Genomic DNA, 21,582 nt, shown 5'->3' on the forward strand with positions numbered 1-21,582 from the left:
CCGACCAGCGTGGCCTCCCGGCGACGCCGCCACGCTCCTGCGGCCACCCGCCGCGACGGATGGGACGTGGGGGTCACCAGGTGGGGCGTTGCAGGAGGCCGACGAACTCCACCAGGAGCCGTTCCCGCAGCGCGGCGGGGGCGGCGTCGAGCAGGGTGTTCACCACCGCCATCCGGTCCGGCGGCCCGGCGCCGAGCCCCAGGCCGGCGGCGAGTCCACCGATCAGCTCGGGGGTGAGCGCCTCAGGGCTCAACGATCCGGCCAGGGCGACCAGGTCGGCCGGCAGCTCGACCGGCCCGGCCCGGCGGGCGGCGGCCACCGCGGCGGCCAGGTCCGGGCCGAACTCGGCCACCCGGGGGGCCACCGAGGCGGTCACCGTGAGGTGCACGCTGGCGGGCAGGTCGGCGTACCGGAGCTGGGGTTGGGTGTGCCAGCCCCGGGCGGTCAGTTCGTCGACCAGGACGAACAGGTCGAGCGCCGGGTCGGTGCTGGTGAAGCAGACCACTGTGGCTTCCGGTTCGGCCATCAGCCGCAGCCCGTCGACGTCCCGGACGGCGGCGGCCAGGCAACCGACGGCGTCCCGGGTGGTGGCGGCCAACCGCAGGTAGCCGTCGTCGCCGAGGTGCCGCAGGGTGGCGTACGCGGCGGCGATCGGGCCACCGGAACGGGTGGAGGCGAGCACCGGGTTGATCATGGTGTAGCCGGGCCAGTCGGCGTACGCGAAGTACTGCGGGGAGCGCAGCGTCGCGTCCCGGTGCAGCAGCACCGACACCCCCTTCGGGGCGTACGCGTACTTGTGTAGATCGACGGAGATCGAGGTGACCCCGTCGACGGTGAAGTCGAACGGGGGCACCGGCACGCCGAGGCGACGCAGGTAGGGCAGGGTCCAGCCGCCGAAGCAGGCGTCCACGTGGCAGCGCACCCCGGCCGCCGCCGCGACCTGCGCGATCCCGGCCACCGGGTCGACCACCCCGTGCGCGTACGACGGGGCGGAGCAGGCCACCAGCACCGTCTGCGGGCCGATCGCGGCGGCCATGTCCGCCACTGACGGGCGCAGGGTGACCGGGTCGACGGGAACCGTGTCGAGGGTGACCCGTAGCAGGTGGGCGGCCTTGGCGAAGGCGGCGTGCCCGCTGGCCGGCACCACGATCCGGGGTGCGGTCAGCTCCGGGCGGGCGTCCCGGGCGGCCTTGACGGCCAGGATCAGCGACTCGGTCCCACCGCTGGTGACGCTGCCCACCACGTCCGGCGCGGAGCTGCCCGGCCCGCCGCCGAGCAGCCCGCCGGCCGCCCCGACGAGCCAGTTCTCCATCGCCAGCAGGGACGGGAAGGCGGTCGGATCCAGCCCGTTCACATGCGCGCTCTCCGCGTGGGCCGCCGCCCCCAGCGCGTCGAGCCCCGCCACCCCCGGGTCGTACACGTAGGCGAACAACCGCCCCCCGTGCACCGGCCGATCCCCTACCCGCAGCTGCCGAATCTCGTCCAGCACCCGCTCGGCAGGCACCCCGTTCTCGTCGATCATGGACTTGTGGTGGCCTTTCCGTGGGTTTTCGCGGCTTTCGTCCCCACCACAACTCCATGATCGACGGGGTGGGTGGGGGGTGGGGGGTGGTAGGGGTGGGGGCGGAGGAGGAGGGTGGCGGGGGCGATCAGGAGGGCCGGGACGACCGTGAAGCCGAGGAGGACGCCTAGGCGGGCGGTGTCGGACTGGGGGGCGGCGGTGCCGGTGGCCGAGGAGACGTAGCCGGACACGGCCAGGACCAGGCCGTAGATGCCGGGGCCGAGGGCCAGGCCGAAGGTTTCGCCGGCGGTCCACAGGCCGGTGAAGACGCCGGCCTGGCGGCGGCCGGTGCGCGCGGTCGAGGTGGCCACGCAGTCGGGCAGCAGGGCGAGGGCGAAGACCTGCTGGCCGGCGTACCCGACCCCGAGCAGCGCGACCACCGCGTAGACAACGGCGGCGGGCAGCACCGGCGCGGCCACCAGCGCCGCCGCACCGGCGGCCAGCAGCAGCGAGGCGACGACCAGCGCGGTCTTCTTGCCCAGTCGCGCGCCGAGCCGGGTCCACAGCGGCATCACCAGCAGCGCCGGCCCGACGAAGCAGGCGAACAGCACGGTGGGCCCGGTGGTCGGGTCGCGCAGGATCTGGGCGGCGAAGTAGCTGACCCCGGCCAGGATGGTCGCCACCCCGGCGGACTGGACGACGAAGCAGAGCAGCAGCGCCCGGAACGGCCGGTCGGCGGCGACCACCGCGAGCTGGGCGCGCAGCGTCGGCTCGGTGGCGGTCACCGTGCCGGTCGCCGCCGACCTGGTGCCGAGGAACGCGCCGAGCGCGCCGAGCGCGATCAGCACCGCGACGAACACTCCCATCCAGCGGTGCCCGGCCACCCCCTCGCCGCCGGCGGTCACCACCACCGGGGCCACCGCGCCGGAGATCAGGATGGCCAGCGCCAGCACCGCAACCCGCCAGCCCATCAGCCGGGTACGCTCCGCCGCGTCGTCGGTCAGTTCGGCGGGCATCGCCACGTACGGGACCTGGAAGAAGGCGAACGCGGTGGCGGTGGCGAGGAACGCGACGGCCACGTACGCCCCGGCGGCCGGCCCGACGCCGAAGGGCGCGGCGAAGATGGCGGCGAAGAGCGCCGCCAGGGCGAGCCCGGCACCGAGCAGCCACGGCCGGCGCGGCCCCCACCGGGAGCGGGTCCGGTCGGAGATCCGCCCGGCGACGGGGTTGACCAGCACGTCCCACGCCTTGGGCAGCAGCACCAGCAGGGCGGCCAGCCCGGCGGCCACCCCGAGCGTGTCGGTCAGGTAGGGCAGCAGCAGCAACCCGGGCACGGTGCCGAACGCCCCGGTGGCCAGCGAACCGAGCGCGTAACCGGCGTGCACCCGACGCGGTAGTCCAACCCCCTCAGCGCCGGTCGACCGGGCCGGACCGCCGCCCGACGCGGGCGGGCCAACGTCCGACGCGGGCGGGCCAACGTCCGACGCCGACGGGCCGGCAGCCGGCGCGGACCGGTCGGCAGCCGGCGCGGGCGGGCCGGCGGGTGGGGAGCCGGGCCCGGCCGGCGGCGCGTCCATGCGGCCGAATGTTACTCACGTTACCGCCGGGTCACCGCCCCTCATCCGGCCACCATTTGGCGGCATCCAGATCCACCCCGGCACCGCGCAGCGGGCAGCCCTCGGCCCGCAGCAGGGCCCGCGCCCGCGCCTCGTGCCCGGGTGGCAGCCGGCCGGCCGCGTTCACCACCCGGTGCCAGGGCACCCCGCCACCGTGCCGGGCCATGATCGAGCCGACCAGCCGGGCCGAGGCCCGCCCGGACCGCTCGGCCAGCGCGTCGGCGATCGCCCCGTAGGACATCACCCGGCCCGGCGGTATCCGCTCGACCAGCGCGAGCACCGCCTCCACGTACTCCTCAGGCGTCACGACCGGCCAGGATATGGGAACGCGGCGGGGTCCGCCGGGACCGACCGCGCAGAATGGGCGGGTGCGTGAAGCAGTCACCCAGGCCCGACGGATCGTCGTCAAGATCGGTTCGTCCTCGCTGACCACCGCGACCGGCGGCCTGGACGACGCCCGGGTCGACACCCTGGTCGACGCCCTCGCCGCGCTCGCCGCCGCCGGCCGCGAGGTGGTGCTGGTCTCCTCCGGGGCGATCGCCGCCGGGCTCGCCCCGCTCGGGCTCCCCCGCCGCCCGCGCGACCTGGCCACCCAGCAGGCCGCCGCCAGCGTCGGCCAGGGCCTGCTGATCGGCCGGTACGCGGCCGGTTTCGCCCGGCACCGGCTCACCGTCGGGCAGGTCCTGCTCACCGTCGACGACGTGACCCGGCGGGCGCACTACCGCAACGCGTACCGGACCCTGCGCAAGCTGCTCGACCTGCGGGCGGTGCCGATCGTCAACGAGAACGACACGGTCGCCACCGAGGAGATCCGGTTCGGCGACAACGACCGGCTGGCCGCCCTGGTCGCCGCCCTGGTCGACGCCGACCTGCTGGTGCTGCTCTCCGACGTCGACGCGCTGTGGACGGGCAACCCGGCCCGCCCCGGCAGCACCCGGATCACCGAGGTACGCGGCGAGGCCGATCTGGCCGGCGTGGACATCGGCGGGGCCGGCCGGGCCGGGGTCGGCACCGGCGGCATGATCACCAAGGTCGAGGCGGCCCGGATCGCCACCGGCTTCGGCATCCCGGTGGTGCTGACCGCCGCCCCGCTGGCCGGCGCCGCCCTGGCCGGGGAACCGGTGGGCACGTTCTTCCACCCGGCCCGGCGACGCCCGGCGGCCCGGCTGTTCTGGCTGGCGCACGCCACCGCGCCCCGGGGCCGGCTGCACCTCGACCCGGGCGCGGTGCAGGCCGTGGTGGGCCGGCGCAAGTCGCTGCTGCCGGCCGGCATCACCGCCGTGGACGGCACGTTCACCGCCGGCGACCCGGTCGACCTGGTCGACGTCGACGGGGCGTCGGTGGCCCGGGGCCTGGTCAACTACGACGCGGTGGAGCTGCCCGGCCTGCTCGGCCGCTCCACCTCCGAACTCGCCGCAGCGCTCGGTCCGGCGTACGAACGTGAGGTCGTCCACCGCGACGACCTGGTGCTGCTGTGACGTCAGGCGTCCCGCGCGGGCGCTTCCGAGAGATCCGAAGGAGTACGCAATGAGCGTCGTCGAGCAGGCCCGGCGGGCCCGGGACGCGGCGGAGGCCCTCGCCGTGGCCACCCGTACGGTCAAGGATGCCGCGCTGCACGCGATGGCCGACGCGCTGGTGACGCGTACGCCGGAGATCCTCACCGCGAACGCGGCGGACCTGGCGGCCGGGCGGGAGGCCGGGCTGAGCGCGGCCGTGCTGGACCGGCTCGCCCTCGACGCGGGCCGGGTGGCCGGCATCGCCGACGCGCTGCGCGAGATGGCCGCGCTGCCCGACCCGGTGGGCGAGGTGGTCCGGGGTTCGACCCTGCCCAACGGGCTGGAGCTGCGGCAGGTCCGGGTGCCGTTCGGGGTGGTCGGCATCATCTACGAGGCGCGGCCCAACGTGACAGTGGACGCCGCCGGCATCTGCCTGAAGTCCGGCAACGCGGCGCTGCTGCGCGGGTCGTCCTCGGCGGCGCACTCCAACGCGGCGCTGGTGGCGGTGCTGCGCGACGCGGTCGCCGGGGCGGGCCTGCCGGCCGACGCGGTGCAGTTGCTCGACGCCGGTTCCCGCGACTCGGTCAAGGAGCTGATGCGGGCCCGGGGCCTGGTCGACGTGCTGATCCCGCGCGGCGGCGCGTCGCTGATCCGCACCGTGGTCGAGGAGTCGACGGTGCCGGTGATCGAGACCGGGGTGGGCAACTGCCACGTCTACGTCGACGCCGCCGCCGACCAGGCCATGGCGGTGGCGATCGCCCTGAACGCCAAGACCCAGCGCCTGAGCACCTGCAACACCGCCGAGTCGCTGCTGGTGCACGCCGACGTCGCCGACACCTTCCTGCCGGTCGTGCTGGCCGCGTTCGCCGAGGCCGGGGTGACCGTGCACGGCTCACCCGAGGTCGCCGCGTACTCCCCCGCCGTGGTGGCCGCCACCGACGAGGACTTCGCCACCGAGTACCTCTCGGCCGACATCTCCGTCGCCGTGGTCGACTCGCTCGACGCGGCGGTCGCGCACATCCGTCGCTACGGCACCGGCCACACCGAGGCGATCGTCACCGACTCGCAGGCCGCCGCCCGGGAGTTCGTGGCCCGGGTGGACGCGGCGGCGGTGATGGTCAACGCCTCCACCCGGTTCACCGACGGCGGCGAGTTCGGCTTCGGCGCGGAGATCGGCATCTCCACCCAGAAGCTGCACGCCCGGGGGCCGATGGGGTTGCCCGAGCTGACCTCCACCAAGTACGTGGTGACCGGCGACGGTCACCTGCGCTGAGCGGTCCGCTCCGGCCGGTGGGTGCCGGGCCGGCCGTCCGCCGGTCGGGTCGTCCCGCCCACGGCCCGCCGCCGGCCGGACCGGGGACCGGGGTCACCAGGTGCCGGGCTCGTCGTCGGTCGGGGGGACCGGGCGGACCCGCCGGACCGCCGGTGACCCCGGTGGGGCGATCGGCGACCCCGGTGGGAAGACCGGCCCGATCGGCCGGCAGGCGCGGATCGCGGTGAGCGTGGTGTGCACGTCGAACTGGTGGCCGTCGTCGCTGTCCCAGCCGCCGTCGCTGCGCTGGGTCGCGGCGAGCCGCTTGCGGGCCGACACCAGCACCCACTGCTCCTCGCCCACCTCGACCCGGCGCAGCGTGGCGGCCAGCGCGGCCACGTCGGCCGGGGAGAGCTTCGGCATCCGCTCGGCCAGCACCGCCTGGATCCGGGCCGACTCGTAGTAGAGCTGCTGGCGGTGCAGCACGGCCGCGCTCAACCAGCCGGCGGCCAGGAACGACGGCCAGCTGCCGTCCGGGGCGAGCTGCCCGGCCAGGGACTGCGCCGCCGCCTGCACCACCCCGGCGTACGCGCCGCCGACGCGGTGGTCCAGCGGGCCGGCGGCGCGGGCGTCCCGACCGGCGACGCTGAGCCAGAACGCGGCGTTGGCGGAGAGGTAGAGCCGGGCCTCCGGGTCGCCCGGGGTGGCCCATTCGGGGGCGCTGCCGGCCAGCCTCGGATCCTCGTCCCAGCCGCCGTCGGGCAGTTGCCGGGCGGCCAGCCAGTCCAGGGCGTGCCGGGCCGCCGGCCGGCCGAGCGCGCCGAGGTCGTCCAGCTCGGCGAGGCGGAAGCAGGTGGCGTCGATGGACGGCACGTCACCGCCGAGCAGGGCCGGCCAGCCGCCGTCGGGGGTCTGCCCGACCTCGGCCGCGTCGAGCAGGTCGGGGGGTACGGGCGCACCGGTGCGCAACCAGGACAGCCGGGCGCGATCCACCGCGTCGCCGTGCGCCACGACGAAGCCGATCGCGGCATCCAAGTCCACCACGGCGCTGACGCTACCGGCGCGAACGCGATCCCGCCTCGGGGAATCGGTCGGGGCCGGGGGCGGTTCGGCACCGCCCCCGGACCCGGGCCCGGGTCAGTACGCGGGCAGCGAGGGATCGATCTGCTTGATCCAGGAGAGCACCCCGCCCTGGACGTGCACCGCGTCGCGGAACCCGGCCGCCTTGAGCGCGGCGAGCGCCTCGGCGGAGCGGACCCCGGACTTGCAGTGCAGCACGACCTGCTTGTCCTGCGGGAGCTTGGCCAGCGCCTCGCCCGAGATGATCTCGCCCTTGGGGATCAGGGTGGAGCCGGGGATCCGGACGATCTCGTACTCGGCGGGCTCCCGGACGTCGACCAGGAAGATGTCCTTGCCGGCGTCCTGCCACTCCTTGAGTTCGGTGGCGGTGATGGTCGCGTCGACGATCGCCTCCTGGGCCGCCTCGGAGACCGCGCCGCAGAAGTCCTCGTAGTCCTCCAGCAGGTCGGTGACCGTGGGGTTCTCCCCGCAGAGCACGCAGTTCGGGTCCTTCCGGACCTTGATCTTGCGGTAGCTCATCTCCAGGGCGTCGTAGACCATCAGCCGGCCGACCAGCGGCTCGCCGATCCCGGCGAGCAGCTTGATCGCCTCGTTGACCTGGATCGAGCCGATCGACGCGCAGAGCACGCCGAGCACGCCGCCCTCGGCGCAGGACGGCACCATGCCGGGCGGCGGGGGCTCCGGGTAGAGGCAGCGGTAGCAGGGGCCGTGCTCGGCCCAGAAGACCGACGCCTGGCCGTCGAACCGGTAGATCGACCCCCAGACGTACGGCTTGCCGAGCAGCACCGCCGCGTCGTTGACCATGTAGCGGGTGGCGAAGTTGTCGGTGCCGTCGACGATCAGGTCGTACCGGGCGAAGATGTCCCGGACGTTCTCCCGGTCCAGCGCGGTGTTGTGGATCTCCACCTGGACCAGCGGGTTGATCTCGCGGATCGACGCCGCGGCGGACTCGGCCTTGGACCGGCCGATGTCGGAGACGCCGTGGATGATCTGGCGCTGGAGGTTGGACTCGTCGACGGTGTCGAAGTCGATGATGCCGAGCGTCCCGACCCCGGCGGCGGCCAGGTACATCAGGGCCGGCGAACCGAGGCCACCGGCACCCACACAGAGCACCCGGGCGTTCTTCAACCGCTTCTGCCCCTCGACCCCCACATCGGGGATGATCAGGTGACGGGAGTAGCGACGGATCTCGTCAACGGTCAGCTCGGCGGCGGGTTCGACGAGCGGGGGCAACGACACGGTGGACTCCCCGGTGATCGGCTGATGGCGAACCGAGCCATTGTTGCTCGGACGACCACCCCTCGGCCATGAGCAGTGACACCCCGTCCGACATGCGGGAGCGGGAATATCTCAACTGCCGGGCACGAGATCGCCGGAGTAGAGCGAGCCGTCGACGTACGGCCAGGCGTTCGCCACGCAGCCGTCCAGCCCGTACGTCTGCTGCTGCATGACCGGGGCCGGCTCGCCGGGGCCGGGGCAGGCCTGGTGTTCCTCGCCGAGTTCGTGCCCCACCTCGTGGTTGACCACGTACGTCCGGTAGACCGACAGGGGCGCCCCGTAGTCCGGCACCGCCTCCATCCAGCGGGCCAGGTTGATGACCACCCGGCCGGGCAGCCGGCAGGAGGTGTAGCCCTCGGTGTCCAGCCCACCCTCGGCGCACATCCGCTCGGAGGTGGCCGGGGTGGCGAGATAGATGGTGAAGTCGGCGGCGGCGATCTCCGGCACCCGCTGCAACCGCAGCTCGCCGGAGCGGATCCAGCTGTTCGGGTCGCCCAGCGTCTCGTCGACGGCGGCGGCGAACGCGTCCACGTCCTGCCCGGTGTCCTGTTCCACCTCGATCCGGTAGCGGTGCAGCGGGCCGTCGAAGCCGTACACCTCGGAGCGGCCGTCGGCGGCGGTGAAGCGGCCGGGTCCGCTGCGCGGGTAGGCGACGGCGGTCCGCTCCGCGCGTACCGCGTCGGGCAGCCGGCCACCACCGGCCCCGTCGGCCACCCGCCCGGCGACCTGTTCGGGGCGGCTCGGGCCGTGCCCGGGGTGGAGGGTGACGAACCCGCCCGCGCCCGCGCCGAGCAGGGCCAGGCCGAGCAGGACGGCCCGGCGACGACGACGGCGCATCCGGCGGCTGCGGCGCGGCCCGACACCCGGCTCGCCGTGCCACCACGCGGAGCGCGGGCCGGCCCGGTAGGGGTCGGCGGCGTACGGGTCGGTGTGGCGCGGGTCGGGCCGGCCGGCGTCCGGCGGCTCCGGGCGCTCGGCGGACTCGGTGCTCACCCGGCCAGCATGGCAGACTAATCGGACATAAACCCGCTATTGCCGCAAATTACAAGAACATGTTTCACTTCTCCGGTAACCGCCCGGCAACCGGCACCGGGACCGGACACCCCACGGGCGGCAACGGGGGTTCAGAGCGCCGGGCCGGCGTACCGGCGACCGTCCAGGTACGGCCACGGGTTCGCCGTGCAGCCCCGCAGGAACAGCGACTGCTGCTGCATCACCGGCGCCGGCCGGCCCACCCCCGGACACCCCTCGTGACGGTGCCCCAACTGGTGGCCCACCTCGTGGTTCACCACATACGTCCGGTAGACCGGCAGCGGCACCCCGGCCCGGACGAAGTGCGGCACCGACGTCCGCCACCGGTCCAGGTTGATGATCACCTTTCCCGGCGCACGGCACGACGTGTACGGCACGCCACCGACCCGGATGTCCACACCCCCGGCCCGGCACAGCCGCCCCGCCGTGCTGCGGGTCGCCAACTGCACGGTGAAGTCGGCAGGCGCGTTCCCCGGCACCCGGCGCAGCCGCAGCCGGCCGCCGTCCACCCAACTCCCCGGCCCGGCCAGGGCCGCCTGCACCTGGTCGGAGAAGTCGCGGACGTCCTCGCCGGAGCCGACCTCCACGGCCACCCGGTAGCGCCGCACGCCGCCGGACCGGCCGAGCGTCGCCCCGGCCCGGTCGTCGTAGCGGAAGGTGCCCCGGCCCGTCGCCGGCACCGGGCCGGACAGCGCCGACGGCGGCACGGTCGCCGCCGGGACCGCGGCACCGGCCGGCTCCGGCGCCATCGCGGGCACCGGCGGGACCGACCCGACCCCGCCGGCCACGTCGACCCCCGACGACCCGCCGAACGAAGCGGTGGCACCGGCGGACGTCACCACGCCGGGCGGACCGGCCGGACCCGGCGGGTGCCCGGCGGTTCCCGACCGGACCGCGGCGGCCGGCGTCGCCGGGCCGGCGACCAGCCGGCCGGCAACCGGCGGCGGGGTGGCGACGGCCAGCCCGCCGGAGGTCACCACCAGCAGCAGGGCCACCAGCGCCGTCGGACGCCACCGGCCGGTGCCGGACGCGGGCCGCAGGAGCCGGATCGGACGTGGGCCACGGGAGGGGAGCGCAGACATCCGGGTCAGGATGCCATGCCGGACTGCGACCTTCCGTCACCACCGAACCCCGGCGCGTCATCACCCGGCAGGGCCACGGGACGCCGCGGCGACGGGCCCGACGTCGACTCAGCGAGCAGGTGCAACACGGCGCGGGCCACCGTACGCGGCACCTCCAACTGGGCCACGTGCCCGACGTCGGCCAGCATCATCAGCCGGCTGTCCGGGATGACCCGGGCCGTCTGCGGGGCCACCCGCACGTCCACCAGCCGGTCCTTCATCCCCCCGACCACCAGCGTGGGCGCCCCGATGCCGGCGGCGATCCGCCACAGGGACTCCGGCCCCGGCAGGTACGACCGCAGGAAACTGGCGACCAGCCCCCGGAACGTACGCACGTACGCGGCGGCGTAGTGGGGCGCCTCGTAGCGGACCCGGATCTCCTCCAACGCCTCCTGCCGGCGCTGCTCGCTGATCCGGCTCAGGTCGGCCACGCACGCCTCCATCGCCTGCCGGGCCATCACCTCCGGGGCGAGCTGGGCGAGCCGCCAGGCGGCCAGCCGCTCCCCGCGCGGAATGGCCAGCAGCGGCAGCATCCGTCCCTGCAACGAGCGGCCGAAGTTCAGGAACGGCAGCGCCGGGGAGATCAGCGTCAGGGTACGCACCAGATCCGGCCGGCGACCGGCGACGTACACCGAGACGGCGCCGCCCAGCGAGTTGCCGAACAGGTGCACCGGGCCCCGGCCGGAGTGCTCGATCCAGCGCACCACCCGGTCGGCGAAGGCCGGGATCGTGTACCGCAGCCCCGGCTCGCTACGCCCGAAACCGGGCAGGTCGATCGCCTGCCCGTCGAGCCGGTCGGCGAGCAGGCCGGCGAGGTCCGTCCAGTTCTGCGACGAACCACCCAGCCCGTGCACGTACAGCGCCGGTTCCGCGTCCGGGCCGGTGGCCGGGGTGTCCCGGACGTAGGTGACCGTGCCGTCGAGGCGTACCGGCCGGCCGGGCCAGGGCGGGGGCAGCCGGTGCGGGGGCAGGTGCTCCTCGGGCCAGAGGGCGGCGCGCTTCATACCGGCAAGTGTTCCCGTTCCGGCCCCGTGCCGACAATGTGGCCGGTCAGGCGAGCAGCGCTTCGAGGCGACGGTTGACCGCCGCCAGGGTCGCCCGCACCACCGCCTGGCGCGGGTCCCCGGAGACCAGCGCCGACCCGGCCAACTGCTCCACCCAGCCGTCGCAGACCAGCAGCACGACCACGGTCGCCACCTCGCAGTTGCCGAACGGCACCACGGCGGCGTGCTCGACGAAACACCGCCCCCGTTCGGCGGTGCGCTCGGCGTGCCGCAGCAACTCGTCGACCGCCGCGGCGGCGGCCACCGCGCACAGCCGCAGGACGTACCCGTCCACGGCCGGCCCGGTGGCGTGCCCGGCGGCCGGCTCACCGGCGGTGAGCAGGCGTACCTCCACGTTGGCGTCCAGGCCGAAGGTGCTCACCTGGACGTGGTCGATGACCACCCGGGGCCCCGGCACGCCGCCGGTGTCCAGCGGTCGCGAGGGCGCGGTCTCCGTCGTGGTCATCTGCCCGCCCGAGTACGACGCGTTGAGCGTCGCCGGGCTGCCGGTGGGCGGCAGCGCACCCGGGAGGGTCTCCTCCACGCTGGCCCGACCCCGGTGCGGGGTCGACTGCCGGCGTCGCCGGGGCACCCCGGACGCCGTCGGTGACTGCTCGGCCGGCGGGTCCTCGGCGTCGCGCGCCGGGCCACCGGTCGCCGCGTCGGCGCGCACCCCGGTGGCCGGTCGCTCCGCACCCGGCCGGACGGTCGGTGGCTCCGCCGACCGGGCCGGGTCACCGGCCGGCCGCTCCCCCGCCGGGGTCGGCACCCCGGCGGACGGCTCGACGACGCGGGGTTCACCGGTACGGCGGCGCATCGGCGGTGGCACCGCGGCGCTCGGCTCACCGGACAGGCTCTGCGGTGCGGCGGCGAGACCCATCCGCTCCTGGAGCAGGCGGGCCACCAGCCGGCTCACCTCCGCCGGGTCGGCCCCGTCGGACAGGTCGAGCCGCAGGCTGTGCGCCCCGGCCGGGGTACGCCGCAGCGCCGCGTCGCGAACCCCGGCCACCTCACGTACGGCGTCCAGGATCGCGTTGACGTCGAAGCCCTCGGGGCGTTCGCGCAGCGGCGCGGGCTCGTCGTCGCGTCGCAGGTGGGTGGCGATCCGGGCGAGTTCCGGGGTCTCGGCGGGGGGCTCCACGGCTGGCGGCTCCGGCACGACGGGCACGTCCGGTTCGGCGGGGACGCGCTGCGGCAGCACCGCCGTGCCCCGGTCCGGTCTCCGTCCGTCCACCACCTGCTCGGTCGTGGTCAGCGGGTCGGGCGCGGATCGGCGGGCCGCGTAGGGGGGTGCGCTCGTCGGGGCGGGCGCGGAGGGGATCTGGTCCAGGCGGCGTGGCCCGCTCGTGGCGGGGGCACCGGCGGTGGGAAGGGGCTCCGGCGGGTGGCCGGGCAGGTCGGTGGGGGCGGCCGGCTCGGTCGGCACCGACCGGAGTCGGAACGGCTGGTCGGCGCGGCCGGGCGGGGAGGTCGCCGGGCGGGGCGACGGTTCGTCGCGCGGGAGCCGGAACGGCTGGTCGGCACGGACGGCGGCCGGCAGCGTGGCGGCCCGCTCGTCCCGCAGGACGGTGGACTCGTCGCGGGTCGGGGGCGGCACGACGCCCGGCTCGTCCCGGACGGCGGGCTCGTCCCGGGGCAGGGGCGGCGGGCCGGCCGGCACCTCCCGGGGGGCCGGGGGCACCTCGGCGGGTCTCCCCGTCGACCAGTCGGGCCGGTCGGCCGGGTGCAGCCGTGGCGGCTCGACCGGCTCGACCGGGTGCAGCCTTGGCGGCTCGGCGGGCGACCGGTCCCGCTCGCCGGGACCGGACCAGTTCCGCCCGGCCGGGTCGGACCAGTCCCGCTCGGACCGGTCGGCCCAGTCCCGCCCGGCGGGGTCGGACCAGTCCCGCTCCGGGCGGGCGCTCCGCTCGGACCAGCCCGGACCGGGCCGGTCCCGCTCGGAGCGGTCGGTGGGCTCGTGCCGCTCCGGCCGGTCGGCGCGCTCGTCCCAGTCCGGTACGGGGTGTTCCCCGGTGCGCCCGGACCAGGCGCGTTCGGGGTGATCGACGCCGGGGCGACCCGGGGCGACCCGCTCGGCGGCCGGCCGTTCCCGCCCGGACCGCTCGACGGTGGGCTCCGGCAGGGCCGGTGGGGTGGCCGGTTCGGTCCGGGTCAGCTCGTACGGGCGGGGCACCTCCGAGCGCACCGGCTCGTACGGGCGGGCGGGCTCGGCACGCACCGGCTGGTACGGCCGGGCCGGCTCGGCACGCACCGGCTCGTACGGGCGGGCGGCCTCGGCCGACCACTCCGCCGCGCGTTCGGCACGGGCCCGTCGGCCGACGGGTGGTTCCTCGTCCCGTGACCAGGAGGGTGCCCAGGTCCCGCCCCAGCTCGGGCGGTTCCAGCTCGGTCCGGACCAGTCCGGCTCGTCCGGCCCGGCGGTCGCCCGGCGGTCGCCGGGCGACGGCTCGCCGGCGCCGCGCGCACCGACGCCCCGGGGGTCCGTCCCGGGCGGCCCGGTGTCGGTGGTGGGCTCGGGGCGGTCGGTCCCGTGTGACCCGTCCGGCCCGGAGAAGCGGTCGCGGGGGTCGTCCGGGGAGGAACCGGCCCCGCCCCGCTCGGGGGCGTGGAAGCCGGGGGGAACCTCGAAGCCGGAGGCGGCGGTGCCCACCGGGGGGACCTGCACCGCGGGTGGGGCCGAGGTGGGCAGGTCGCCCGTGGGCCAGTGGGCCGACCGGGGCGTGGCGGGGTCGTCCGAGGAATGCCGGGCGGCCTCCGGGTCGTGCTGCGGCCCGGCCGGGGACGCCGGCCGGGGGGCCGGCACGACCAGTCGGTCACCGTCGGTGACCCGGGGGTCGGCGACGGGGTGGCCCGGCCCGCCGGGCGGGGCGCTCACCGGGCGACGCAGCGGGGCCGGGAAATCCGGTGCCGAGTCGTGACCATTGCGGTGGGCCCGACCGTTGCGGGGGGTTTCCTCGTCGGCCGACGGGGTGGCGAACGGCGCAGGTAGATCACCGTGCCGTGACGGCTGGCCGCCCCAGCCGCCGGCGGGGTCGGGCCGGTTCCACGGCGACCCGGCCTCCCGGTAACCCGGGGCGTCGACGCCGCCGGACCACCCGGTCGCTGGTGCCCACCCACTGGCGGAGCGGGCCAGGTCGTCCTGCTGACCCGTCCCGTCGCCGTGCTCTCCCGGGGTGGCGGCACCGGGTTGCCCTGATTCACTCACCGCGCGCTCCTTGGTCGCCCCCGCTGAGGCTACCGTGTGGTGACAGTGGCGATAAGTTACAGCGGCGGGCCAATTCCGGGGCCGGGGTGAGTGCCCTGACCGGTACGGGGTAAAAGTGCCGGCTGGAATGACGAAACTCGGAGGTTCCCATGACCGCTGTGGGGAACGGTGCGCAGACTGCCGGCCGGCCCACCCGGCTGCCCCGTTCAGCACGCCGTAAGCAGCTACTCGCGGCGGCTCAGGAGGTGTTCGTGGCGCAGGGGTACCACGCCGCCGCCATGGACGACATCGCCGAGCGGGCCGGGGTTTCCAAGCCGGTGCTGTACCAGCACTTCCCGGGAAAGATGGATCTGTACCTGGCGCTGCTCGACACGCACTGTGACGCCATCGTCGCCAAGGTGCACGACGCGATGCGCGGCACCAACGACAACAAGGAGCGGGTGGGCGCGTCGGTGCGCGCGTACTTCGACTTCGTCGACCACGAGAGCGAGGCGTTCCGGCTCGTCTTCGAATCCGACCTGCGCAACGACCCGGCCGTCCGGCAGCGGGTCGAGCGGGTGGAACAGGGCTGCATCGCGGCGATAACCGACACCATCATCTCGGACACCGGGGTCAGCCGGGCGCACGCCGAGCTGCTCGCCTCCGGCCTGGTCGGCGCGGCCGAGACGGCCGCCCAGTTCTGGCTGGCCGGCGGTCGGCAGGTGCCGAAGGCCGAGGCGGAGGCGCTGGTCGCGGCGCTGTCCTGGCGGGGCATCGCGAGCTTCCCGCTCCAGGGTGAGTCGGCCTGAACATCCGGCCCCGAGATCGGATAGCCTTCCGATCGGCGGCTATCTCGCCCACCTGAGGAGGCACAGTGGAGGTCAAGATCGGCGTGCAGTACGCGCCGCGCGAGCTGGTTCTGGAGAGCGCGCAGTCGCCGGCCGAGATCGAGCAGATCGTGACCGACGCCTTCGCCAAGGCGGAGGGGACGCTCTCCCTGACCGACGAGAAGGGTCGACGGGTCATCGTGCCGGTCACCAAGGTCGCCTACGTCGAGATCGCCGAGGCGTCCGCCCGCGCGGTCGGTTTCACCGTTCGCTGAACCGGTCCGACCCTGCGGCGGGCAGCACCCGCCGCAGGGCGACCCGGTGACGCGGGTCACATTTTTCACCCCTGCCGAAAAGCCGGCCATCCAGGTCAGGGGCGTGTACCCACCCGCTCGGGTAGGATGAGGTAGTTGCCGTGGGCGCCGATCTGATCGAAGTCCTGCCCACGGCGCGCGTGCGGCCCGGTCTGACACGGCGATTCTCCGCCGTCGATCGCGTGGCCCACGCCATACCGACCGCGCCCTGAGGACACCACGGGGCGCACCACGAGAGGGCACCCCCAGATCCAGATGAGCGAACAGATTCTCGACCAACTGGAGGGCCAGGAACTGGCCCCCACCGCCCCGGTCCGCCCGGAGGCCCCCACGTTCGCCGCGCTCGGCGCGCGGCCCGAGACCGTCGAGGCCCTGGCCGCGGCGGGCATCACCCGCGCCTTCGCGATCCAGGAGTACGCGCTGCCGATCGCCCTGCGCGGCACCGACCTGATCGGCCAGGCCCCCACCGGCACCGGCAAGACCCTCGGCTTCGGCGTCCCGCTGCTGGAGCGGGTCTTCGCCCCGGCCGAGGGCAGCGACGGCGTGCCGCAGGCGCTGGTCGTCGTACCCACCCGTGAGCTGGGCATCCAGGTCGCCAAGGACCTCGCCGCCGCCGGCCGTACCCGGGGCGTCCGGGTGCTGCCGATCTACGGCGGCGTGGCGTACGAGCCGCAGATCGACGCGCTGCGCAAGGGCGTGGAGATCCTGGTCGGCACCCCGGGTCGGCTGATGGACCTGCAGAAGCAGAAGCACCTGCGGCTGGACCGGGTCCGCGCGCTGGTGCTCGACGAGGCCGACCGGATGCTCGACCTGGGCTTCCTCGACGACGTCGAGAAGATCCTGGCGATGCTGCCGGAGGACCGGCAGACCATGCTCTTCTCGGCGACCATGCCGGACCCGATCGTCACCCTCTCCCGGCGGTTCCTGCGCCGGCCGGTGACGATCCACGCCGGGCACACCGCCGAGACCGGGCCGTCCCCGCAGACCCAGCAGCTGGCGTACCGCACCCACTCGATGAACAAGATCGAGATCGTGGCGCGGATCCTCCAGGCCGAGGGGCGCGGGCTGACCATGATCTTCACCCGTACCAAGCGGGCCGCCGACCGGGTCGCCGAGGACCTCGACTTCCGGGGCTTCGCGGTGGCCGCCGTGCACGGCGACCTGGGCCAGGGTGCGCGGGAACGGGCGCTGCGGGCGTTCCGGGCCGGCAAGATCGACACCCTGGTCGCCACCGACGTGGCCGCCCGGGGCATCGACGTCAGCGGCGTCACCCACGTCATCAACTACGACTGCCCCGAGGACCAGGACACCTACACCCACCGGATCGGTCGTACCGGCCGGGCCGGGGCGACCGGGGTCGCGGTCACCTTCGTCGACTGGGACGACATGCCCCGGTGGCGGATCATCGACAAGACGCTGGGCCTCGACATGCCCGAGCCGCTGGAGACCTACCACACCTCCCCGCACCTCTACACCGACCTGGACATCTCACCCGAGATGACCGGCACCCTGCCGACCGCCGAGCGGACCCGCGCCGGGCTCTCCGCCGAGGTCGAGGAGGACCTCGGCGGGCGGTCCCGCCGGGGCGAGAGCGGTGGCCGGGGCGGCCGGCGCGGCGAGGGCCGGGGACGCGGCGAGAGCAGCGGTCGGGGCAGCGGACGCGGTGAGCGGCGTCGGGGTCGCCCCGACTCCGACGCGCCGGACGCCACCGGCGCACCCGTCACGGCCGCCGAGGAAGGCACCCGTACCCCCCGCAGCCGGCGTCGTCGCCGGGCCGGCGAGGTGGTCGGGGGCGAACCGGGCACGGTGACCACCGGCGGGTCCACCGACACCGCCGCAGGCACGACCGGCGAGCCCGTCGCCGCCGCCGGGCCGACCGCCGAGGGCGAGCCGGGCCGGCCGCGTCGCCGGCGTCGGCGGCGCGGTGGTGGCGGCTCCGGCGCGGACGCGCCGGCCGAGGCCACCGCCGACTGACCCGACAGCACCGACGACATCCCCCGGCCGTCCGACGGTCCGGGGGATGTCCCGTCTGCGCCGGTGGACGCGTCGCCCTGCCGGGACCCGCCGGCCCCACGCCCTACCGGCGTGGCGTGGGGCCGCCCGGCCCTGCGCCCCCGCCGGAGCGCGCCTGGAGGCCCATACACCGGTGGCCGAAGTCCCCGCCGGGGCGGGCCGGGAGCGGCAACCGCCGGGGTGGAAAGGATGATGGAACGATGCCGGAACCGTTGGACGCCGCCCTGACCGAGGTCCGGGCGTTGCTGCTCGACCCCGCCCTGACCCGTGCCGTCGCCGCCGGCCGACGCCGGGGCCGGCGCCCCTCGGTGGTACGCGCCGAACTCCGCCCGGTCGCCCTCAAGGCCGGCCCCCGGTTGCAGATCTCCACGTCCGACGGCGCGCGGCCGTACACCCGGAACGTGTCGCCGGGCGCGGAGGCCGGCGCGGCGGTCGACGCGCTGCTCGCCGAGCCCTTCGGCAACTGGCACGTGGAGACCGCCGGGGCGACCCTCCAGCTGCGGGTGACCAAGTCCGGCGAGGCGCAGGTGCACCGGGCGGCGGCCAGCCGGCCGGCCGCCCCGGCGGACGGCCACGACCGGGCCAAGGAGTACCTGCTCGACCCGGGGGACCCGATCTTCGCGGAGATCGGCGGCAACGCCGCCAAACGCCGGCAGGTGGACGCCTTCCTGCGGGCGCTGGCCGCCACCCTGCCCGACGATCTCAACGGGCGGCTGCGGGTGGTCGACCTGGGCTGCGGCAACGCCTACCTGACCTTCGCCGCCCACCGCTACCTGACCGCACGCGGGCTCGACGTGGAACTGGTCGGGGTGGACGTGCGGGAGGACCAACGGCAGCGCAACAGCGAACTGGCCGAACGCCTCGGCTGGGCCGACCGGGTCACCTTCGTGGCCGGCACCATCGCCGACGCGGTGGTGGAACCCGCCCCCGACCTGGTGCTCGCCCTGCACGCCTGCGACACCGCCACCGACGAGGCGCTGGCCCGCGCGGTGCGTTGGAACGCGCGGTGGATCCTCGCCGCGCCGTGCTGCCACCACGACCTGGCGGCGCAGCTCCGTGCCCGGCCGGCCCCGACGCCGTACGAGCTGCTGACCCGGCAGGGCATCCTGCGGGAACGCTTCGCCGACGTGCTCACCGACGCGCTGCGGGCCGGGCTGCTGCGGTCGCACGGCTACCGGGCCGAGGTGGTCGAGTTCGTCGACTCCCGGCACACCCCACGGAATCTGCTGATCCGGGCCCGCCGGACCGGCACCGGCGGCGGCGACCCGCAGGCGGCCGAGTACCGGCAACTGGTCGACCAGTGGCAGGTGACCCCCCGCCTGGCCACGCTGCTGGCCGACCCGACCGGGGACGCCGTGCGGGACGACGGGCCGGCCACCGCGCCGCGCTGAGCCGGGCTCAGCGCCGCCGGTCACCGCTGCGACCGCCGGGTCGCTCCCCCGGCCCCCGGTCGACGATCGAGGAGATCCGCTCACGCCGCCCCCGCTCGTCGTCACCGGGCGCGGTGGGGAACGGCACCACGGTGCCGGACAGCTCGGCGTTGCCGGCGGCGGCGAACGCGTTCCAGGAGATGTCGACCAGGAGCCGTTTGAGTTCGGCGTGCCGGACGGCGGCGTTGCGTTGCAGGGCCAGCCGGACGCCGAGCAGCACCCCCACCAGGGTGGTGGTGACGGCACCGGCGGCGGCCAGCACGTGCGCCCCGGTCGCCTCGTCACCGGTGAACACCAGCACCAGCAGCCAGCTCCAGAAAGCGAGGGCGAACACGGCCGCCTTGACGACGAAGAAGAGGCTGACCGCACCCGGACGGTGCGGCACCGGACGGTCGGACTCGGCCATGCTGCTCCTCACCGGTTGCGCGGCGGGTGGACGGACCCGCCGAGTTCAATTGACCCACGGCAACTGACGCTGTGTCACGACCGGCACCGGAACGGGCCACGACCTGCGCCGTCGCTTCGCGTGGACGCCGTACGGGGACTCGGACGACCGGTACGGGGAATTGCACCGTACCGTCGTCGTACTACCCTCGGAGGGCGCACCGGACACCCCGGCTCCCACCCGAAGAGGACGATCTCACAGGCATGGGTTCGACAGAGGTTTCACCCCAGATGGCGTTCGCCCGCTTCGTGCGGCGGGCCATCGACGACGCCCGTGACGAGCGGGGTTGGACGGTGAGCGACCTCGCTGCCCACACCGGTGTCGGTCGGTCCACCGTCTTCCGCTGGCTCGCCGGTGACTGGCAGGACTATCCCGAGCTGGCCAAGGTACGCGGCTTCTGCGCCGCCCTCGACCTGCCGGTCGCGGCGGCCTTCCGGGCGCTCGGCCTGCCCGACTCGGGGCCCACCCCCCGCCGCCGCGCCGACGACGGCCCGGTGGAGGCGGACGTCCGGGTGATCCTCGACCGGCTGGCCGATCCGACGGTGCCCGCCGAGGAGAAGCACCACATCCGCGACCTGCTGCGCTACCTGGCCCGCCGCCCGGTCCGCCGCGCCGGCTGACACCCCGGCCGGTCGATCCGGCCGGCTCCGGGCCGCTGCTCTCAGCGCACGGTCAGGGTGAACTCGGCGGTGCGCACCACGCCCGCCACCTGGAAGTCCAGGTACATCCGGTAGTTGCCGGGGCCGGGCGCGGTCAGCCAGAACGTCACCGTGTCGGCGGCCGGCCCGGGGCCCGGATGCACGTGCAGGTAGCCCAGGTCCCCCTCGCGGAGGGCGACCAGGTGCCCGTACGCGCCGAGGTAGCGCTCCAGGGCGGCGGGTCGTCCCGCCGGGTCCCGGACCGTGAACCGCAGCGGTACCGCTGCGCCCACCTGCGGGGTGCCCTCGTAGTCGACGGTGAACCCGTCGACCGTGGCCCGGGTGGCCGGGGCGGGCAGCGGGCGGGGCGCGTACTCCCCCGGGGCGGCCAGGTCCACGCCCAGCGTCGCCGGGGTCTGTTGGCCGTCGTCGGCAACCGCCGTGAAATCCGTGTACGCCCGCCAGACGCCCGGCTGCGGCAGGGTCAGCGGGATCGACCAGGTGCCGTCGGCGGCCATCGTCGGGTGCAGGTGCTGGAATCCGGTGAGGTCACGGCGTACCACCACCAGGTGCATCGGCTTGTCGTGCACGACCGCGAACCGGGTGACCGGGCGACGCTGCGCGTCCCGGATCTGGAACCGCAGTTCACCCGCCCGCCCGGCGACGAACTCCCCACCCGACGGGACGAGCGTGTAACCGCCGGAGCTGACGGACAGGCCGGTGGCCGCGTCGCCGGAGGAGTCCGTGCCGGTGCCGTCGTGCTGGTGCGCGCCGGTGCCCGGAGCGTGGGTGTGGTCACCGGCGGCGGTCACGGCGGTCGCCGCCGTACGCTCGGTCGGCCGCCCGTTGGCCCGGCCGAGCCCGAAGCCGAGCAGGACGGCCAGCACCAGGCCGCCCACCACCAGCGCCAGCCGCAGCGTGGCCCGGTCCGGCCCCGTCGACGCCCCGCCCCCGGCCGCAGTCCCGCCTGCGGACAGCGTCCATCCGCCGGGTTCCGCGCCGGCCGATTCCTGCCGGTCCGCCGGGCGCGCGATGCCCGCGTCGGCACCCCGGTCCTGCCGGTCCGCCGGCTCCGGGGTGTCCTGGTCGGTGGCCGGTCCGCCGCCGCCTGCCGGGCCGGCGGGCCGGGTGACGGATCGCTGGTCGGCCATCCGCCCACCGTACCGTCGACCCCGGCGGCACCGGAGCGACGGCCGGACACCGTGGCGGCGGTCGCATCACGGCCGGCCGGGGAACTTTTCCGCCCGGCCCGTCGACCACCGCGGTAGGCCTGCGGATCGACCCACCGGCTGTCGGGTGCGTGCGGCGTCCG

Annotated in this window: 18 protein-coding genes; 7 read left to right on the plus strand and 11 right to left on the minus strand. The window is 75.5% G+C overall.

The features are described from left to right. Window positions 1-73: 73 nt before the first annotated feature. The 3 genes from FJK98_RS29170 to FJK98_RS29180 are packed head-to-tail and all read right to left on the minus strand — an operon-like array spanning window position 74 to window position 3,424. Window positions 74-1,522, minus strand: a complete 1,449-nt coding sequence (locus tag FJK98_RS29170) for an aminotransferase class V-fold PLP-dependent enzyme (RefSeq protein WP_145921787.1) — start codon at window positions 1,520-1,522, stop codon at window positions 74-76. Beyond that, window positions 1,519-3,078: an MFS transporter gene (locus FJK98_RS29175; protein WP_145921788.1), complete on the minus strand. Its 1,560-nt coding sequence runs from the start codon at window positions 3,076-3,078 to the stop codon at window positions 1,519-1,521. Before FJK98_RS29175 ends, FJK98_RS29170 begins: the two co-directional genes overlap by 4 nt. Window positions 3,079-3,109: 31 nt before the next feature. Continuing rightward, window positions 3,110-3,424 carry an MGMT family protein gene (locus tag FJK98_RS29180; protein WP_145921789.1) on the minus strand — a complete coding sequence of 105 codons (315 nt, stop codon included), beginning with the start codon at window positions 3,422-3,424 and terminating at the stop codon, window positions 3,110-3,112. A 13-nt stretch (window positions 3,425-3,437) separates the two neighbouring features. Between FJK98_RS29180 and proB the strand changes: the two genes are divergently transcribed. Both proB and FJK98_RS29190 read left to right on the plus strand, forming a co-directional pair. Further along, window positions 3,438-4,595, plus strand: a complete 1,158-nt coding sequence (gene proB, locus FJK98_RS29185; protein WP_145921790.1) for a glutamate 5-kinase — start codon at window positions 3,438-3,440, stop codon at window positions 4,593-4,595. A gap of 49 nt (window positions 4,596-4,644) precedes the next feature. Then, entirely contained in the window at window positions 4,645-5,886 is a 1,242-nt protein-coding gene (locus tag FJK98_RS29190; protein ID WP_145921791.1) for a glutamate-5-semialdehyde dehydrogenase, read from the plus strand. A gap of 93 nt (window positions 5,887-5,979) precedes the next feature. Here FJK98_RS29190 and FJK98_RS29195 read toward each other — a convergent pair whose 3' ends face one another. The 6 genes from FJK98_RS29195 to FJK98_RS29220 all read right to left on the minus strand — a co-directional run bounded on the left by FJK98_RS29195 (window position 5,980) and on the right by FJK98_RS29220 (window position 14,624). Further along, entirely contained in the window at window positions 5,980-6,909 is a 930-nt protein-coding gene (locus FJK98_RS29195) for a prenyltransferase/squalene oxidase repeat-containing protein (protein ID WP_145921793.1), read from the minus strand. 93 nt (window positions 6,910-7,002) lie between these two features. Further along, complete coding sequence (gene moeZ, locus FJK98_RS29200; RefSeq protein WP_088644745.1) at window positions 7,003-8,184, minus strand: adenylyltransferase/sulfurtransferase MoeZ; 1,182 nt, start codon at window positions 8,182-8,184, stop codon at window positions 7,003-7,005. A gap of 111 nt (window positions 8,185-8,295) precedes the next feature. Beyond that, the gene (locus tag FJK98_RS29205) at window positions 8,296-9,216 is read right to left on the minus strand and encodes a DUF3152 domain-containing protein (protein ID WP_240762409.1); all 921 of its coding nucleotides are present in this window, start codon (window positions 9,214-9,216) and stop codon (window positions 8,296-8,298) included. A 131-nt stretch (window positions 9,217-9,347) separates the two neighbouring features. Continuing rightward, window positions 9,348-10,337, minus strand: coding sequence for a DUF3152 domain-containing protein (locus FJK98_RS29210; RefSeq protein ID WP_240762411.1), 990 nt, complete (start codon window positions 10,335-10,337; stop codon window positions 9,348-9,350). 5 nt (window positions 10,338-10,342) lie between these two features. Continuing rightward, complete coding sequence (locus FJK98_RS29215) at window positions 10,343-11,380, minus strand: alpha/beta fold hydrolase (RefSeq protein WP_145921794.1); 1,038 nt, start codon at window positions 11,378-11,380, stop codon at window positions 10,343-10,345. 46 nt (window positions 11,381-11,426) lie between these two features. Further along, window positions 11,427-14,624, minus strand: a complete 3,198-nt coding sequence (locus tag FJK98_RS29220) for a hypothetical protein (protein WP_370516935.1) — start codon at window positions 14,622-14,624, stop codon at window positions 11,427-11,429. Between the two features lie 149 nt (window positions 14,625-14,773). On the opposite strand from FJK98_RS29220, the gene FJK98_RS29225 reads away from it, so the two are divergent. The 4 genes from FJK98_RS29225 to FJK98_RS29240 all read left to right on the plus strand — a co-directional run bounded on the left by FJK98_RS29225 (window position 14,774) and on the right by FJK98_RS29240 (window position 19,148). Next, window positions 14,774-15,412, plus strand: coding sequence for a TetR/AcrR family transcriptional regulator (locus tag FJK98_RS29225; RefSeq protein WP_091242199.1), 639 nt, complete (start codon window positions 14,774-14,776; stop codon window positions 15,410-15,412). Window positions 15,413-15,477: 65 nt separating this feature from the next. Beyond that, a complete protein-coding gene (locus FJK98_RS29230) occupies window positions 15,478-15,705 on the plus strand; it encodes a DUF3107 domain-containing protein (protein ID WP_088644741.1) in 228 nt (75 codons plus the stop codon). Window positions 15,706-15,999: 294 nt separating this feature from the next. Continuing rightward, entirely contained in the window at window positions 16,000-17,718 is a 1,719-nt protein-coding gene (locus tag FJK98_RS29235) for a DEAD/DEAH box helicase (protein ID WP_145921795.1), read from the plus strand. Between the two features lie 239 nt (window positions 17,719-17,957). Beyond that, on the plus strand, window positions 17,958-19,148 hold the full coding sequence (locus FJK98_RS29240; RefSeq protein WP_145921796.1) for an SAM-dependent methyltransferase: 1,191 nt from the start codon (window positions 17,958-17,960) through the stop codon (window positions 19,146-19,148). 7 nt (window positions 19,149-19,155) lie between these two features. On the opposite strand, the gene FJK98_RS29245 is transcribed toward FJK98_RS29240, so the two are convergent. After that, the gene (locus tag FJK98_RS29245; protein WP_145921798.1) at window positions 19,156-19,593 is read right to left on the minus strand and encodes a hypothetical protein; all 438 of its coding nucleotides are present in this window, start codon (window positions 19,591-19,593) and stop codon (window positions 19,156-19,158) included. A gap of 242 nt (window positions 19,594-19,835) precedes the next feature. On the opposite strand from FJK98_RS29245, the gene FJK98_RS29250 reads away from it, so the two are divergent. Then, entirely contained in the window at window positions 19,836-20,252 is a 417-nt protein-coding gene (locus FJK98_RS29250) for a helix-turn-helix transcriptional regulator (protein ID WP_091242216.1), read from the plus strand. Between the two features lie 41 nt (window positions 20,253-20,293). On the opposite strand, the gene FJK98_RS29255 is transcribed toward FJK98_RS29250, so the two are convergent. Beyond that, window positions 20,294-21,421, minus strand: coding sequence for a hypothetical protein (locus tag FJK98_RS29255; RefSeq protein WP_240762413.1), 1,128 nt, complete (start codon window positions 21,419-21,421; stop codon window positions 20,294-20,296). Between the last annotated feature and the right edge of the window lie 161 nt (window positions 21,422-21,582).

It is taken from the genome of Micromonospora sp. HM134 (assembly GCF_007833915.1).
GTDB classification, from domain to species: Bacteria; Actinomycetota; Actinomycetes; order Mycobacteriales; family Micromonosporaceae; genus Micromonospora; species Micromonospora wenchangensis.